This is a genomic window from Streptomyces sp. NPDC094147 (assembly GCF_044764265.1).
Classification (GTDB): Bacteria; Actinomycetota; Actinomycetes; order Streptomycetales; family Streptomycetaceae; genus Streptomyces.
On sequence record NZ_JBIWHT010000019.1, the window covers coordinates 67,767 to 81,126 of the forward strand.

13 protein-coding genes and 1 pseudogene are annotated in these 13,360 nt (G+C 71.7%); 5 read left to right on the forward strand and 9 right to left on the reverse strand.

Features of this window, described 5'->3' with window-relative positions; genetic code table 11:
* Window positions 1-109: 109 nt before the first annotated feature.
* Entirely contained in the window at window positions 110-1,372 is a 1,263-nt protein-coding gene (locus tag ACIQ8J_RS24890) for an MDR family MFS transporter (protein WP_403274478.1), read from the forward strand.
* Here ACIQ8J_RS24890 and ACIQ8J_RS24895 read toward each other — a convergent pair.
* Window positions 1,323-3,049 (reverse strand): annotated as a pseudogene (locus ACIQ8J_RS24895) (glycosyl hydrolase family 28-related protein). The gene ACIQ8J_RS24890 and the pseudogene ACIQ8J_RS24895 overlap by 50 nt on opposite strands.
* Window positions 3,050-3,176: 127 nt before the next feature.
* A complete protein-coding gene (locus ACIQ8J_RS24900; RefSeq protein WP_403274477.1) occupies window positions 3,177-4,124 on the reverse strand; it encodes an RNA polymerase sigma-70 factor in 948 nt (315 codons plus the stop codon).
* A 173-nt stretch (window positions 4,125-4,297) separates the two neighbouring features.
* Here ACIQ8J_RS24900 and ACIQ8J_RS24905 point away from each other — a divergent pair, with 173 nt between their 5' ends.
* Window positions 4,298-4,780 (forward strand): carboxymuconolactone decarboxylase family protein, encoded by a 483-nt coding sequence (locus tag ACIQ8J_RS24905; protein ID WP_403274476.1) that lies wholly within the window; start codon window positions 4,298-4,300, stop codon window positions 4,778-4,780.
* 48 nt (window positions 4,781-4,828) lie between these two features.
* Here the strand turns inward: ACIQ8J_RS24905 and ACIQ8J_RS24910 are convergent, their stop codons facing one another.
* The 4 genes from ACIQ8J_RS24910 to mshA all read right to left on the reverse strand — a co-directional run bounded on the left by ACIQ8J_RS24910 (window position 4,829) and on the right by mshA (window position 7,437).
* Window positions 4,829-5,050 (reverse strand): hypothetical protein, encoded by a 222-nt coding sequence (locus tag ACIQ8J_RS24910; RefSeq protein WP_403274474.1) that lies wholly within the window; start codon window positions 5,048-5,050, stop codon window positions 4,829-4,831.
* Window positions 5,051-5,086: 36 nt separating this feature from the next.
* Window positions 5,087-5,371: a hypothetical protein gene (locus ACIQ8J_RS24915; protein ID WP_403274472.1), complete on the reverse strand. Its 285-nt coding sequence runs from the start codon at window positions 5,369-5,371 to the stop codon at window positions 5,087-5,089.
* 153 nt (window positions 5,372-5,524) lie between these two features.
* Window positions 5,525-6,016 (reverse strand): YbjN domain-containing protein, encoded by a 492-nt coding sequence (locus ACIQ8J_RS24920; protein WP_403274470.1) that lies wholly within the window; start codon window positions 6,014-6,016, stop codon window positions 5,525-5,527.
* 77 nt (window positions 6,017-6,093) lie between these two features.
* Window positions 6,094-7,437, reverse strand: a complete 1,344-nt coding sequence (mshA, locus tag ACIQ8J_RS24925; protein WP_403274562.1) for a D-inositol-3-phosphate glycosyltransferase — start codon at window positions 7,435-7,437, stop codon at window positions 6,094-6,096.
* 262 nt (window positions 7,438-7,699) lie between these two features.
* Between mshA and ACIQ8J_RS24930 the strand changes: the two genes are divergently transcribed.
* The 3 genes from ACIQ8J_RS24930 to ACIQ8J_RS24940 all read left to right on the forward strand — a co-directional run bounded on the left by ACIQ8J_RS24930 (window position 7,700) and on the right by ACIQ8J_RS24940 (window position 11,446).
* On the forward strand, window positions 7,700-8,497 hold the full coding sequence (locus ACIQ8J_RS24930) for a class I SAM-dependent methyltransferase (protein WP_403274469.1): 798 nt from the start codon (window positions 7,700-7,702) through the stop codon (window positions 8,495-8,497).
* A gap of 287 nt (window positions 8,498-8,784) precedes the next feature.
* Window positions 8,785-9,807 (forward strand): NlpC/P60 family protein, encoded by a 1,023-nt coding sequence (locus ACIQ8J_RS24935; RefSeq protein ID WP_403274561.1) that lies wholly within the window; start codon window positions 8,785-8,787, stop codon window positions 9,805-9,807.
* A 397-nt stretch (window positions 9,808-10,204) separates the two neighbouring features.
* Window positions 10,205-11,446 (forward strand): PP2C family protein-serine/threonine phosphatase, encoded by a 1,242-nt coding sequence (locus tag ACIQ8J_RS24940; protein ID WP_403274467.1) that lies wholly within the window; start codon window positions 10,205-10,207, stop codon window positions 11,444-11,446.
* A 35-nt stretch (window positions 11,447-11,481) separates the two neighbouring features.
* Here the strand turns inward: ACIQ8J_RS24940 and ACIQ8J_RS24945 are convergent, their stop codons facing one another.
* From ACIQ8J_RS24945 to ACIQ8J_RS24955, 3 genes are all read right to left on the reverse strand, one after another.
* The gene (locus tag ACIQ8J_RS24945) at window positions 11,482-11,826 is read right to left on the reverse strand and encodes a DUF2516 family protein (protein WP_399052985.1); all 345 of its coding nucleotides are present in this window, start codon (window positions 11,824-11,826) and stop codon (window positions 11,482-11,484) included.
* A 181-nt stretch (window positions 11,827-12,007) separates the two neighbouring features.
* The gene (locus ACIQ8J_RS24950; protein WP_403274465.1) at window positions 12,008-12,625 is read right to left on the reverse strand and encodes a hypothetical protein; all 618 of its coding nucleotides are present in this window, start codon (window positions 12,623-12,625) and stop codon (window positions 12,008-12,010) included.
* Window positions 12,626-12,647: 22 nt separating this feature from the next.
* Entirely contained in the window at window positions 12,648-13,070 is a 423-nt protein-coding gene (locus ACIQ8J_RS24955) for a helix-turn-helix domain-containing protein (protein ID WP_403274464.1), read from the reverse strand.
* Window positions 13,071-13,360 lie beyond the last annotated feature (290 nt).

Genomic DNA, 13,360 nt, shown 5'->3' on the forward strand with positions numbered 1-13,360 from the left:
GCCCCCGGCGCGGGCCCACTTGTAACGTGCGGGCATCGCCAGCACCACTTACACATGAGCGACTTGCGTGCGCCTGCCCGCGTGAGCCGCACAGTCCCGGGGGAACCGCATGACCGTCGCCAGTCTCAGACGCGCCGCACGAGAGACCGTCTCCGGTCTGCCACGGGAGTTCTGGTGGCTGTGGACCAGCACCCTGATCAACCGGCTCGGCGCCTTCGTCGCCACGTTCATGGCCCTCTACCTCACCCTGGACCGGGGCTATTCGGCCTCGTACGCGGGGCTCGTGGCCTCCCTGCACGGGCTCGGCGGGGTCGTCTCGTCCATCGGCGCGGGCATCATGACCGACCGGCTCGGCCGCCGCCCCACCCTGGTGATCGCGCAGACGTCCACCGCGCTGAGCGTCGCCCTGCTCGGCTTCATGACCGATCCGGTGGCGATCGCGGGCGTCGCCTTCCTCGTCGGCATGGCGAGCAACGCCTCGCGGCCGGCCGTGCAGGCGATGATGGCGGACATCGTGAAGCCCGAGGACCGGGTCCGCGCGTTCTCCCTCAACTACTGGGCGATCAACCTCGGTTTCGCGATCTCCTCGATGACGGCCGGCTTCATCGCCCAGTACAGCTATCTGGCGGGCTTCCTCGGCGAGGCGAGCCTCACCCTGACCTGCGCGATCGTGGTCTTCCTCAAGCTGCCCGAGTCCCGGCCGCAGCGGACCGCCAAGGAGCGGGCCGCCGAGCCGGAGATCGGCATCGGCACGGTGCTGCGCGACGGCCGCTTCATGGGCGTGGTCGGCCTCTCCTTCCTCATCTCCCTTATTTTCCAGCAGGGTTACGTGGGCCTGCCGGTCGCGATGGGCACGGACGGGTTCTCCAGCGCCGACTTCGGACTCGCGATCGCGGTCAACGGCATCCTCATCGTGGCGGTCCAGATCCCGGTCACCCGCTACATCCAGCACCGCGACCCGCGCCGCCTGCTGATCATCTCGGCGCTGCTCGCGGGCTACGGCTTCGGGCTGACGGCGTTCGCCGGATCGGTCGCCGTCTACGCCCTCACCATCTGCGTGTGGACCCTGGCCGAGATCGTCAACTCCCCGACCCAGACCGGCCTGGTGGTCCGCCTCTCCCCCGTCCACGGCCGCGGCCGCTACCAGGGCGTCTACACGATGTCCTGGTCGGTGGCGGCGCTGATCGCGCCGCTGATGTCGGGTTACGTCATCGACCACTACGGGGCGGCCTGGCTCTGGGGCACCTGCGCGGTCCTCGGCACCGCGACGGCGCTCGGCTACTGGCTGCTGATGCGCGGGCTCCCGGCGGAGCGGTCCGCGGTCACCGTGGACGTACCGCGCGCTGAGCTTCGTACAGATTCGGCGGTCTGACGGCCTCGGGAGCCCCGTACAGCTCAAGGCGCGCGTGCAGGTCCCCGGCGAAATCGGGCACGTCGATCTGATCGAACTCGCGGACGGTGCTGACGCCGACCGTGGCGCTGTACGGGGCGAGCCCGTCGATCCTCATGAGACCGGCCCGGCCGTTGGTGACGCGGATGTTCCAGTGCGTGAAGCGGGCGCCGAACAGCGGCCCAGCGGAGGCGTCCCCGCCGTGGCGCCCGTTGTTGTCGACGGTGATGTCGGTGCGTACGTTGGCGAACGGCAGCCCGCGGTGCGAGTCGAAGGTGCCCATCTCCATGACGCCCCGCGACCAGACGTTGTGGCTGGAGAGCCCCTCGACGTTGATCCCGTGGAGCTGGGTGTTGGCGGGCGCGGGCACGGTCCGCCGAGCGATGGCGAAGTCCTCGACGAGGTTGTCGTGCGAGCCCTCGCGGCAGAAGTACGGATGGTGCGAGCCGCGCCCCTCGACGCGGGTGCGGCGCAGGGTGCACGCGGAGGCGGCGACCAGACCGAAGCCGTTGTCGACGTTGCGGACGACGACGTCGTCGGCCCAGCAGTCGTAGGCGCACTGGAAGACCACACCGTTGTAGCCCTTGTCGAGCAGGTGCGGTGACTGCGGGGTGAGCACGGCTTCGAGGGTGAGCCCTTCAACTCCCGTATGGGTGAGGGGAGTTACGTGCGTGGTGATCCGCGGATCCCATTCGGGCCGGAGGTCGAGGGGCAACGGCCTCTCGAAGGTGACGCGGTCGCCGCGCGAGGCGCCCTCCACCCGGTCGATCCGCACGGGCCACTCGTACGGCACGTAGGACGTCAGCTTGGTCTCGTCGTCCCAGGAGTACGCCGCCGGGCCCGGCCCGCCGCCGGCCATGTGCTGGAGCAGCGTGTGGGTGGCGTCGTCGGCGAGCCGGAGCAGGACGAGGTCGCCGGGGCTCAGGCGGGAGGCGTCGTCGACGGTGACGGTCCAGTCGCCCTGGCGGGCGGGCCGCACGGTGGTGAGGGTCCGCCACTCGTCCCTCTTGTTCCCGGTCCATCCTTCGAAGGGCCAGGCCTTGGCGCGGATGGCGGCGGTGAGCGACTCCCAACGCGCTTGCGGGGCAAGCCAGATGAGACCGCCGGACCAGGACCAGGACGACTTGTCACCGCCGTACCGGGAGCCGTAGGGGCCGATCAGCTCGGTGAGGCTCTTGGTCGCGTACAGCTTGGTGGCCCCGCTCCCGGCGCCGCGCAGGGTGACGTTGTCGTGCCCGATCCGGATGAGGTCGTCGATGCGGTACGTCCCCGGAGGCACGAGGACGGTGCCGCCGCCGGCCCGCCCGGCGTCGGCGAGGGCGCGGTTGATGGCGGGGGCGGCGTCGGCGGGGCGGGCGCCGTAGTGGAGGACGTCGGCGACGACGGGGCGGCGGCGGGGCGGGCGAAGGTCTCCGGCCCGACGACCGGCGCGGCCTATGTAGGGGATCTGGGGGTGGGTGTGGGGGTTCGGGTGAACTCGCCCCAGATGGAGGCGGGTTGGGGCGGGGAAGGGGTGGCCTCGGCGGCGGTGGCGGTGACGGTGGTCGTGGTGGCTGCGGTTGCCGCGACGGCTATCGCGCCGCCGAGGACTCCGCGTCTGCTGATGCTGCCGGGGCTGCCAGGGCTGTCGACGTTCTTTGCACCCGTGCCCGTACCCATACCCATGCCCATGGGCTCGCCTCAACTTCCATGGATGTGAACGGAGTTCATGTCAGCGGTTGGGGCGAGGATGGCATGGGTGGGGAGGTGAGGGAAAGGGGTGTGCGGGGCGGGCAGGGCCCCGGGGTCAGCGGCGCAGGGCGGTCTCCTGCTGCATGTGCGTCAGCTTCGCGGGATTGCGCACGGCGTAGAGCCCGGTGATGAGGCCGTCGTCCATGCGCACCGCCACGACGGTGTCGATCGCGCCGTCGAGCCGGAGGACCAGCGCCGGGTAGGCATTGACCTGGGCCGGCCGCAGCGACGGTGCGGTGACCTTGCCCAGCCCCCCGATCAGCAGGCGGGCCACCTTGTCGGCCCCCACGACGGGCCGCAGGACGGCCTGCTTGACTCCGCCGCCGTCGCCCAGCAGGACGACTTCCGGCGCGAGGATGTCCAGCAGGCTCTGCAAGTCGCCTGTTTCGACGGCCCGTTGGAACGCGTCGAGCGCGTCCCGGGTCTCGGTCGGGGAGACGATCCCGCGCGGCCGGCGCGCCGCGACGTGCGCCCGCGCCCGGTGCGCGATCTGGCGGACCGCGGCCGGGCTCTTGTCGACGGCTTCGGCGATCTCCTCGTACCCGAGGTCGAACACCTCGCGCAGCACGAACACCGCCCGCTCGGTCGGCGAGAGCGTCTCCATCACCAGCAGCATCGCCATCGAGACGCTGTCGGCCAGCTCGACGTCCTCGGCCACGTCGGGCGCGGTGAGCAGCGGCTCGGGCAGCCAGGTGCCGACGTAGGACTCCTTGCGGCGGCCGAGCGTACGCAGCCGGGTCAGCGCCTGGCGCGTGGTGATCCGGACCAGGTACGCCCGCCGTTCCCGCACCGTGTCGAGATCGACGCCCGCCCACCGCAGCCAGGTCTCCTGCAGGACGTCCTCCGCGTCGGCGGCCGAGCCGAGCATCTCGTAGGCGACGGTGAACAGCAGGTTGCGGTGGGCGACGAACGCCTCGGTGGCGGGGTCCGTGCGGCCGCCGCCGGCAGGCTGCCCGGCCGTGTCCTCGGTGCGCCCGCTGTGCTCACTGTGCTCGCTCTTCACCGGCTGCTCCTGCGTGTTCGCTCTCGACGTTGCCACGCGCACAAGACGCCGGTGCCCGCGGCCGTGTGACACCCGTGGACGGTGGCTCACGTCACACGGCCGCCCTGTCACAGGGAGCGGGCCGGCGGCATCTCGTGTTCATCCAGCGCAACACCACGAGTGAGGACAAGATCATGGACGCCCGATTCAACCTGTTCGAGAACGAGCTCGCCACCAAGTTCTCCAAGCGGTTCGCCAACGCGAGCCTGGTGATCCAGCAGTCGTCGCTGCCGACGTCCACGCAGGAGCTGGTGTCGCTGCGCGCCAGCCAGATCAACGGCTGCGGCTGGTGCATCGACTACCACACCAAGGAGGCCGCGGCCGCCGGTGAAACCGCGGTCCGGCTCCACCTGGTCGCCGCCTGGCGCGAGTCCACCGTGTTCACCGAGGCCGAGCAGGCCGCGCTGGCGCTCGCCGAAGAGGGCACCCGGCTCGCCGACGCCCACACCGGCGTGTCCGACGAGACCTGGGCCCAGGTGCGCAGGCACTACGACGACGACCAGATCGCGGCGCTGGTCTCCCTGGTCGCCCTGGTCAACGCGGCCAACCGGCTCGCCGTGATCGTGCACCAGCGGGGCGGCTCGTACGAGCCCGGCATGTTCGCCTCGTTCAACTGAAGGTGCTGAGGCCCGTCGCAGCCGCGCCGGGACCTGCGCGAACGCGGCTCACGCCTGCCAGTGGGCCTGGGGCCCCTCCGGGCCCACTTCCAGGCGGAGGCGCGCGTACAGCCCGGACAGCGGGAGATCGGTGTACTCGTCGGGCACTTCGATCTCAGTGACCTCGCGGCCGTCCATGGGGAGGGGCCGGACACTCACGCCGCCGCTGCTGTCGACGTCCGCGAGGGCGATGATCCGGCCGTGTTGGTCGTAGGCCACCTGAACCCGCATCAGACTCTCCCTCGCTCCTCTTACTGATCCACGCTTCTACTGATCCACGCTGACGGCGCTCATGATGAAGTCCGCGTCCCCGTTCTGGGCGCGGACCAGCATGTTCCATCCCGTACGGGGTGTCGCGTTGATGTCCCAGGCGGCCAGCTCCTGCACGATGTCGACGTAGGTGAAGGCGGCGCCGAATCCCGTGTGGCCCACCGACCAGCGGTTCCAGCTGCGAGGCTGGGGGTCACCGCTGGTGTAGAAGAACCCGAACCAGTGCTGCTGTCCGGCCGCGAGGAACATCCGGCCCGTGTAGCGGTGCACAACGCTTGCCATGGGCGCCACCCTTCGTCCGCGGAATCCCTCTCCCTTTCTGCCCTGTCCGCTGGGCGGGGAGCACCGCCGGGAGCGGCTTTCACGCGAAGGAAGGAGCGCACCCCGGCGCGGGGCGGAGCTCCCGGAGAGGGGGGCGGGCCGAGGTGTGCCCGGTCAGGATTCCGGACTATGGGTCAGGTGGGTGAACGCGGCCAGGTTCCGCGTCGACTCCCCCCGAGAGACCCGCCACGCGTACTCCCGCCGGATCGCCGAAGCGAAGCCCAGCTCCAGCAGCGTGTTGAACGCCCCGTCCGCCTCCTCCAGGACCACCCCGAGCAGCCGGTCCACCTCGTCCGGCGTGACCGCGCCGAGCGGAACCTTGCCCGCCAGGTACACGTCCCCGAGCCGGTCGACCGCGTAACTCACCCCGTACAGGCGGAGGTTGCGTTCGAGGAGCCACCGGTGGACGGCCGGTTCGTTCTCGTCGGGGTGGCGCACGACGAACGCGTTCACGGAGAGGGAGTGGCGGCCCACCCGCAGCGAGCAGGTGGTCGACAGTTTGCGCGTGCCCGGCAGGGTCACCACGTAGGAGCCGGGCTCCGGGGACTCCCACGAGAGCTCCGCGTCCTTGAGGGCCGCTTCGATGACCTGCCGCACGTCAGCCATGCCGCGAGCCTACGCGAAGGGCCCCCGGACCCACCTCCGCACACCTCGCCGCGCCGCCCGCCGGCCGGCCGCGCACCTCATCCGTGCCGCGCCCGCACCCTGCGCCGGTGCTCCTGCATCGCTGCCGTGTACACGTCGGCCGTAGCCGACGCCGCCGTCCCCCAGCCGAAGGACTGGGCGTGGCGGGCGGCCGCGTCGCCCATGCGCTGCACCAGCGCGGGGTCCTGTACGAAGCGGCGCAGCGCCGTCGCGTAGTCCTTCGGGTCGTGGCCCCGCACCAGGAAGCCCGTCGATCCGTCCCGTACCGCCACCGGAAGGCCGCCGACCGAGGCCGCGACCACCGGGGTGCCGGCCGCCTGCGCCTCGATGGCGACGAGGCCGAACGATTCGCTGTAGGACGGCATGACCAGGACGGACGCCGCCCGGAACCAGTCCGCCAGACGGTCCTGGCCGACCGGGGGTTTGAACCGTACGACGTCACTGATGCCGAGCCGGGCCGCCAGCTTCTGCAGGCCCTCCGGCTTCGCCAGGCCACTGCCGCTCGGCCCGCCCACGATCGGCACGATCATCCGCGAGCGCAGCGAGGGGTCCCGGTCCAGGAGGTCCGCCGCCGCCCGCAGCAGGATGTCCGGTGCCTTCAGGGGCTGGATGCGGCCCGCGAACACCGGGATGAACGCGTCCCGGGGCAGGCCGAGCCGGGCCCGCGCCGCCGTCCGTCCGTCCGCCGGGCGGAACCGGTCCAGGTTCACCCCGGGGTGTACGACGGCGACCTTGCCTGGGTCGGCGTCGTAGAAGCGGACCAGTTCGTCGGCCTCCTCGGCGGTGTTGGCGATCAGCCGGTCCGCCGCGTTGACGATCTGCGTCTCGCCGATGACGCGCGCGGCCGGCTCGGGGGTGTCGCCCTCCGCGAGCGCCGCGTTCTTGACCTTGGCCATGGTGTGCATGGCGTGGACGAGGGGCACGCCCCAGCGTTCGGCGGCGAGCCAGCCGACGTGGCCGGAGAGCCAGTAGTGGGAGTGGACCAGGTCGTAGTAGCCCGGCCGGTGGAGCGCCCAGGCCTGCATCACGCCGTGCGTGAAGGCGCACAGCTGGGCCGGCAGTTCTTCCTTGGCGAGGCCTTCGTACGGACCCGCGTCGATGTGCCGGACCAGCACTCCGGGCGACATCTCGACGGTCGGCGCGAGCCCGCCCGTGGTGGCCCGGGTGAAGATCTCGACCTCGATGTTGATCGCGGCGAGGCGCTTGGCGAGCTCCACGATGTACACGTTCATGCCGCCCGCGTCGCCCGTCCCCGGCTGGTGCAGCGGGGAGGTGTGCACGCTGAGCATGGCCACCCGGCGCGGTTTGCGGTGGCCGCCGGGAAGCCGGAGCCGGGGCGGCCCCGCCAGGGTGCCGGCGAACCGGGACACGTACTGGCTCACGTCGAGGTCCTCCTCGGCTCGGGGCACTGCCTTCGGACGCGGAACGGGCATGCCAACGCGCCCCCTCCGGAGACGGGCATGCGGGCACGCCCCTCCACAGCCCCGAACACCGGAATCCGGCCTTTCATTTCCACTTTGCCAAAAAGTTGCCGGACACGGGAGGCCGGGACTGGCAGCCCGGCCCCGGGCGCCGCACCGGAGCGGAGGGTCCCACCGCTTTGCGGCCGGAAGCCGCGCCCGCCCCGCCCCCTACCCTCGTCGTATGGCTCCACCCGCCCCGTCCGCGAAACGCCCCGTCGGCACCGTCACCCGCGGCACCACCAACCCGAACCGGCTGCGCCGCATGGACCGCTGGATCGCCGACGCGCACGGGGCCGCGCTCCGCCGCGCGGACGCCCCCGTCGCCGTCGACCTCGGGTACGGCGCCGCCCCCTGGACCGCGGTGGAGCTCCTCCAGCGGCTGCGCACCGCGGCCCCCGCCGTCTCGGTCGTCGGCATCGAGATCGAGCCCGCCCGGGTCGCCGCCGCCAAGCCGTACGAGCGCGACGGGCTCACCTTCCGGCACGGCGGTTTCGAGGTGCCGCTGGCCGAGCCGCCGATGCTGATCCGCGCGGCGAACGTGCTGCGCCAGTACGACGAGGCCGAGGTGGCCGCCGTCTGGGCCCGGCTGTGCGCACGGCTCGCGCCCGGCGGGCTGCTCGTCGAGGGCACCTGCGACGAGATCGGCCGCCGCCACGTGTGGGTCGCGCTCGACCGCTCCGGCCCGCGCGCGGTGACCTTCGCGACCCGGCTCGGCTCCCTCGACCGCCCCTCCGACCTCGCCGAACGGCTGCCCAAAGCGCTGATCCACCGCAACGTCCCGGGCGAGCCGGTGCACGCGTTCCTGCGCGACTTCGACCGGGCGTGGGCGGCGGCCGCCCCGTACGCCTCGCTCGGCGCGCGGCAGCGGTGGATCAGGGCGGTACGGGATCTGTCGGCCGACTGGCCGCTCGCGGACGGCGTACGGCGCTGGCGGCAGGGCGAGGTCACGGTCAACTGGGCGGCGCTGGCGCCCCGTTGAGTCCGGACCCGCAGGCTGCCGCGGCACGGGCCCCGGACATCGCGCAGGTGAACTCCCGTCACCGGGGGAACGCGCGGCGCGCTCCGTTCGTCCCACACGAGGGGATGTGACCCGTCAGGTGCCGTGCGCCCCTGTCGTTTTGGCGGAGGTCGTGGCAGCATCGCGGACATTACCGGGATGTTACTGACGGTAAATCAGGTTCGGATTGTCCGGTGTGGGGCCGGGGTTGGCCGGAGGGGGAGTTTCCAGTGCCGAAGAAGCGCCGTTTAGCGACCGCGATCACTTTGGTGTGCGCGTTGAGCGTGTTGGCCGCGCCGGGCACGGCGTTCGCCGACCCCGCGCCGACGCCGTCCGGCGGAGCGCCGGGGCAGCAGCCCCTGACGCTCGACGAGGTCGGCAAGCAGATCGACGACCTGTACCGGCAGGCGGCCGTGGCCACCGACGCGTACAACCTCGCCGAGGAGCAGACCAAGGCGCAGTCCGCGCAGATCGTGCAGCTGGCCCAGCAGATAGTCCAGGGCCAGGAGAAGATCAAGCACCTCAAGGACCGGGCGGGCGCCACCGCGCGGATGCAGTACCGCAACGGCGGCCTGCCGCCCGGCGCGCTGATGATGCTCAGCGGCGACCCCGGCTCCTTCCTCGACGGCGCGAACCGGTTCCGCGAGGGCCAGCAGGCCGCCCAGAGCCTGCTCACCGAACTGAACCAGACCCAGGCCGACTTGGCGGCGTACGGCAAGGACGCCACCGCCCAGTGGAAGAACCTGGAGGACAACCGGGTCAAGAAGGAAGCCGCGAAGAAGGACATCACCGAGAAGATCTCGGCGGCCGAGAAGCTCCAGTCCCAGCTCAAGGAGCAGGATCGCCAGCGCCTGGCCGAGCTGGAGCGGAAGAAGGAGTTCGACTCGCAGACCGCCTGGCTGAGCACGGGCATACTGAAGGCCATCAGCGGCAGCGCGAGCGAGCAGGGCAAGAAGGCCGTGAAGTTCGCGACCGACCAGATCGGCAAGCCGTACCTCTGGGGCGCCGAGGGTCCCGGCTCCTTCGACTGCTCGGGCCTGACCTCCCAGGCCTGGCTCGCCGCCGGCCACGGGATCCCGCGCACCTCGCAGGAGCAGTGGGCGCAGCTGCCGCGCGTCGCGATCAAGGACATGCGGCCGGGCGACCTGATCATTTACTTCGCCGACGCCTCGCACGTGGGGATGTACATCGGCGACGGAGCGATCGTGCACTCGCCCCGGCCCGGCCGGAACGTGACGATCACCGGCGCCGGCTCCATGCCGATCCTCGGCGCCGTGCGACCGGACATGTAGCCGGACACGCGACCGGACAGGCAGGGCGACGGGTCCGGGCCCCGACCGGGCCCGCGACCCGCCCCGAGTACGCCCGCATGCCCGTCCGGCCCGACCCCGGGATCACGCCCGCGCCCCTCCGCCACACGCCCACATCCCGCCCATATCTCCTCCGCGCCCGTCCGTCCGGACACCCGCGCCGCGTACGGCAGGGCAGCCGGAAAACGTCCGGGCGGGCAGGGAGCAACTTCCTGAGGGCCGGACAAATCGGGCATGCGGCATATGCCAACCGACCCGTACCGATCGGCCGCCGTACGCCATTCCGCCGCGCCCGTGGATGACGCTAGGGTCCCGGCTGGTGGGGCGCCGACCGGCGCTCCCCCGCCCTCGGGGGGAGGGAAGGAAACCGGAACCGACGATGCCCGCATCCCAGCACGTACCCGTACCGCACCAGCGAGCGGCCCCGCAGGCCCCTGCGAACTGCGCCGGCGACGGCCCGCTCAACCTGCTGGTGATCGAGGACGACCCGGCGGGCACCCTGACCGTGCACGAGCTCCTCGACGCCGCGGGCACCCGGGGCCGGATCCGTACCGCCCGCAACCTCACCGAGGCCGAGCGGCTGCTCACCGACGACGTCCACTGCATACTCCTGGACCTGGCGCTGCCCGGCCGCGACCCCGACGACGAGCTCGCCGCCCTGCGCCATCTGCTCCGCCTCGCCCCGCGCCACGCCGTACTGGCCCTCACCCCGTCCACCCACGCGGAGCGGGCGGCCGAAGCGGTGCGCGTCGGCGCGCAGGACTACCTCTTCCGCGACGAGCTGGACGGCAAGCTGCTCAGCCGCGCCATCCGGTACGCGGTGGAGCGCAAGCGCGCGGACACCGCCCAGTACAAGCTGGCCGAGTCGCGGCTGCGCGCCCAGGAGAACGCCCGCCTGGAGCGCGGGCTGCTCCCGACCCCGCTCCTGGAGGGCTCGGACCTGCGCTTCGCCGCCCGCTACCGCCCCGGCCGCTCCCGGGCACTGCTCGGCGGCGACTTCTACGACACGGTGCGTACGCCCGACGGAACCGTCCACGCGATGATCGGCGACGTGTGCGGGCACGGCCCCGACGAGGCGGCCCTCGGGGTCGAACTCCGCATCGCCTGGCGGGCGTTGACACTGGCGGGCCTGTGCGGCGACGAGCTGCTCTCCACCCTGCAGCAGGTCCTGGAGCACGAACGCGACAGCGAGGAGATCTTCGCGACGCTCTGCACCGTCGACATCTCCCCCGACGGCCGCAGCGCCGGCCTGTGCCTGGCCGGCCACCCGGCCCCGCTGATCGCCCGGGGCGACCGCGCCCATCTGCTCCCGTACGAGAACAGCGGCCCGGCCCTCGGCCTGCTGCCCCGCGCGCGCTGGCCACGGCGGCAGGTCCAACTCGGCCGCGAATGGGGCCTGTTGATGTACACCGACGGCCTGATCGAGGGCCGCACGGGCGAGGGGAACCAGCGGCTCGGGCAGGACGGCATGCTGGAAATGATCAACAGCCAGCTGGCGTCCGGGCTGCGCGGCGAGTCACTGCTCGAAGCGGCGGTGACCCGGGCCCGCGAACTCAACGGCGGCGAGCTGACGGACGACGTGGCGGTGGTGCTCCTGGAGCGCAAACGCCGGCAGGGCTGAGGCCCTGCCGGCGCGCGCCGGGAACTCGGGGTCGTCTACCGACCGCCGTTGTACGGCCCGTACGGACCGTCGCTGCTGGAGCCGCCGCCACGGCGGCCGCCCCGGCCCCCGCCGGACACCTGCCGCAGTGCGGGCCGTACGTCCACCATGAACACGATCGAGGCGACGAGACCGGCGAGCTGCAGGATCAGCACGGGCACGAACAGGTTCACCACGACCGTGAGGCCGAGAATCACCAGCCAGAACGGCTTGGTCTTCTTGTCGGCCGCGCGGTACGCGTCCTCGCGGGCGAGGAGGGCGAAGAGCAGCGCCACCACGGCGATGACGAGCAACCCGAGATAGAGCAGTGACGTAAGGAGGCTGAATCCCGTGAGCAACATGATGTGCACCGCCTAACCAGTGGAGAGCGCCTCGCGGCCAAGGTACTAGTACAACGGGGCGGACACCCGAAAGATGCCCGCCCGCGAACCGGCGGCGACCGGCCACCGGAACGACCGCTGAACGATCACCGGAACGACTCCGGAACGACGCCGGGACGACGCCGGGACGACGCCGGAACGACTACTCGGCGGACTTGCCGGCGGGCTTCTTCGCCGGGGTCCTGCGCGCGGTGGCCTTCTTGGCGGCGGGCTTGTCCCCGGCACTGTCGGCCCCGTCGGCGCCGGAGCCGGCCTGGGCGTCGGCCTTGGCGGAGTCGTCGCTCGTGGAGTCCTTGCCGGGCTCGTCCCTGGGCCCGACGACCTCGCCGAGCTCGGCGATCTCCTCGGCGGCCTCGCCGCGCCACTGCTTGACGACGTCCTGGCCGTGCTCGGCGACGTTGTCGTATCCCTCGCGCGCCTTCACGGCGTACTCGGCGAGGACGCCGACGCCGCGCAGGGCCAGGTCCTGGGCGTTCTCACCGAGCTTCTTGAGGTCGCCGTCGAGGGCGCCGAGGAACTCGTTGGCCCGGGTGGTGACGGCGGTCTGCACCACCTTGACCCGTGCGGCGGCCTTCTCCTGCACGGCCTTGGGGTCGGTGCGGCGCACGGCCTCGATGCGCTCGGGGGCCTCGGCCTGGATCTTCTCGATCAGCGCCGGAACCTTCTTGGCCTGCTGCCCGGCGAGGTCCGCCGTGCCCGCGAGGAAGTAGAGGGGGGTGGGGTCGGTGAGGGTCTTGCGCAGGTCATCGGTGATGGCCATGACTGTCCTCCCGGATCAGTGCTCAGTTGCTCGCTTGAGGGTGGTCGGCATCACTGCCGCCGGCACCGCTGCCGTCGGCCGTGCGGGGTGTGTCGCTGTCGAGCCCGTTCTCCTTGCGGAAGGACTCGTAGATCTGGAGCAGTACCTGCTTCTGACGCTCGCTGAGCGAGGGGTCGGCGAGAATGACGCTCCGCGTCCCCGCCGCCTCGGGCGAGCGTTCGTCGAGAATCCCGGCCTGCACGTACAGCGTCTCGGCGGAGATCCGCAGCGCCTTCGCGAGCTGCTGCAGAATGTCCGCGCTCGGCTTGCGCAGCCCGCGCTCGATCTGACTCAGATACGGATTGGACACCCCGGCGGCATCGGCGAGCTGCCGCAGCGACAGCTGCGCATTGCGCCGCTGCTCGCGCAGGTACTCGCCGAGATTGCCGACGTTGAGCGATGCCATGCTCCGATGGTGACCCACCCTGCTAACTATTGCAAGCACATGCTTGCAATAGTGTTCGCCGCCACAGGATCGCGGCGTGGCTTCCCTGGACAGTGCGCGGCGGTGGAACGTCGGTCAGGGGCGCATGAGGACCTTGAGGGCCTCGCGGTCGTTCATGAGGCGGTAGCCCTCGGCGATGTCGGTGATCTGCCCTCTTCCTCAACCGTGCCCCCGTCGGCCGCCACGCGGCAGGGCGAGCCGTTCCGGGGAGCGCGACGGGGGGTGCGATACGGCCCCCCTCGCCCCCAGCG

Coding starts and splice junctions, on each gene's coding strand:
- ACIQ8J_RS24890 (WP_403274478.1), top strand. CDS start 110: ATGACCGTCGCCAGTCTCAGACGCGCCGCACGAGAGACCGTCTCCGGT.
- ACIQ8J_RS24905 (WP_403274476.1), top strand. CDS start 4,298: ATGGACGCCCGATTCAACCTGTTCGAGAACGAGCTCGCCACCAAGTTC.
- ACIQ8J_RS24910 (WP_403274474.1), bottom strand. CDS start 5,050: ATGCGGGTTCAGGTGGCCTACGACCAACACGGCCGGATCATCGCCCTC.
- ACIQ8J_RS24915 (WP_403274472.1), bottom strand. CDS start 5,371: ATGGCAAGCGTTGTGCACCGCTACACGGGCCGGATGTTCCTCGCGGCC.
- ACIQ8J_RS24920 (WP_403274470.1), bottom strand. CDS start 6,016: ATGGCTGACGTGCGGCAGGTCATCGAAGCGGCCCTCAAGGACGCGGAG.
- ACIQ8J_RS24930 (WP_403274469.1), top strand. CDS start 7,700: ATGGCTCCACCCGCCCCGTCCGCGAAACGCCCCGTCGGCACCGTCACC.
- ACIQ8J_RS24940 (WP_403274467.1), top strand. CDS start 10,205: ATGCCCGCATCCCAGCACGTACCCGTACCGCACCAGCGAGCGGCCCCG.
- ACIQ8J_RS24945 (WP_399052985.1), bottom strand. CDS start 11,826: ATGTTGCTCACGGGATTCAGCCTCCTTACGTCACTGCTCTATCTCGGG.
- ACIQ8J_RS24950 (WP_403274465.1), bottom strand. CDS start 12,625: ATGGCCATCACCGATGACCTGCGCAAGACCCTCACCGACCCCACCCCC.
- ACIQ8J_RS24955 (WP_403274464.1), bottom strand. CDS start 13,070: ATGGCATCGCTCAACGTCGGCAATCTCGGCGAGTACCTGCGCGAGCAG.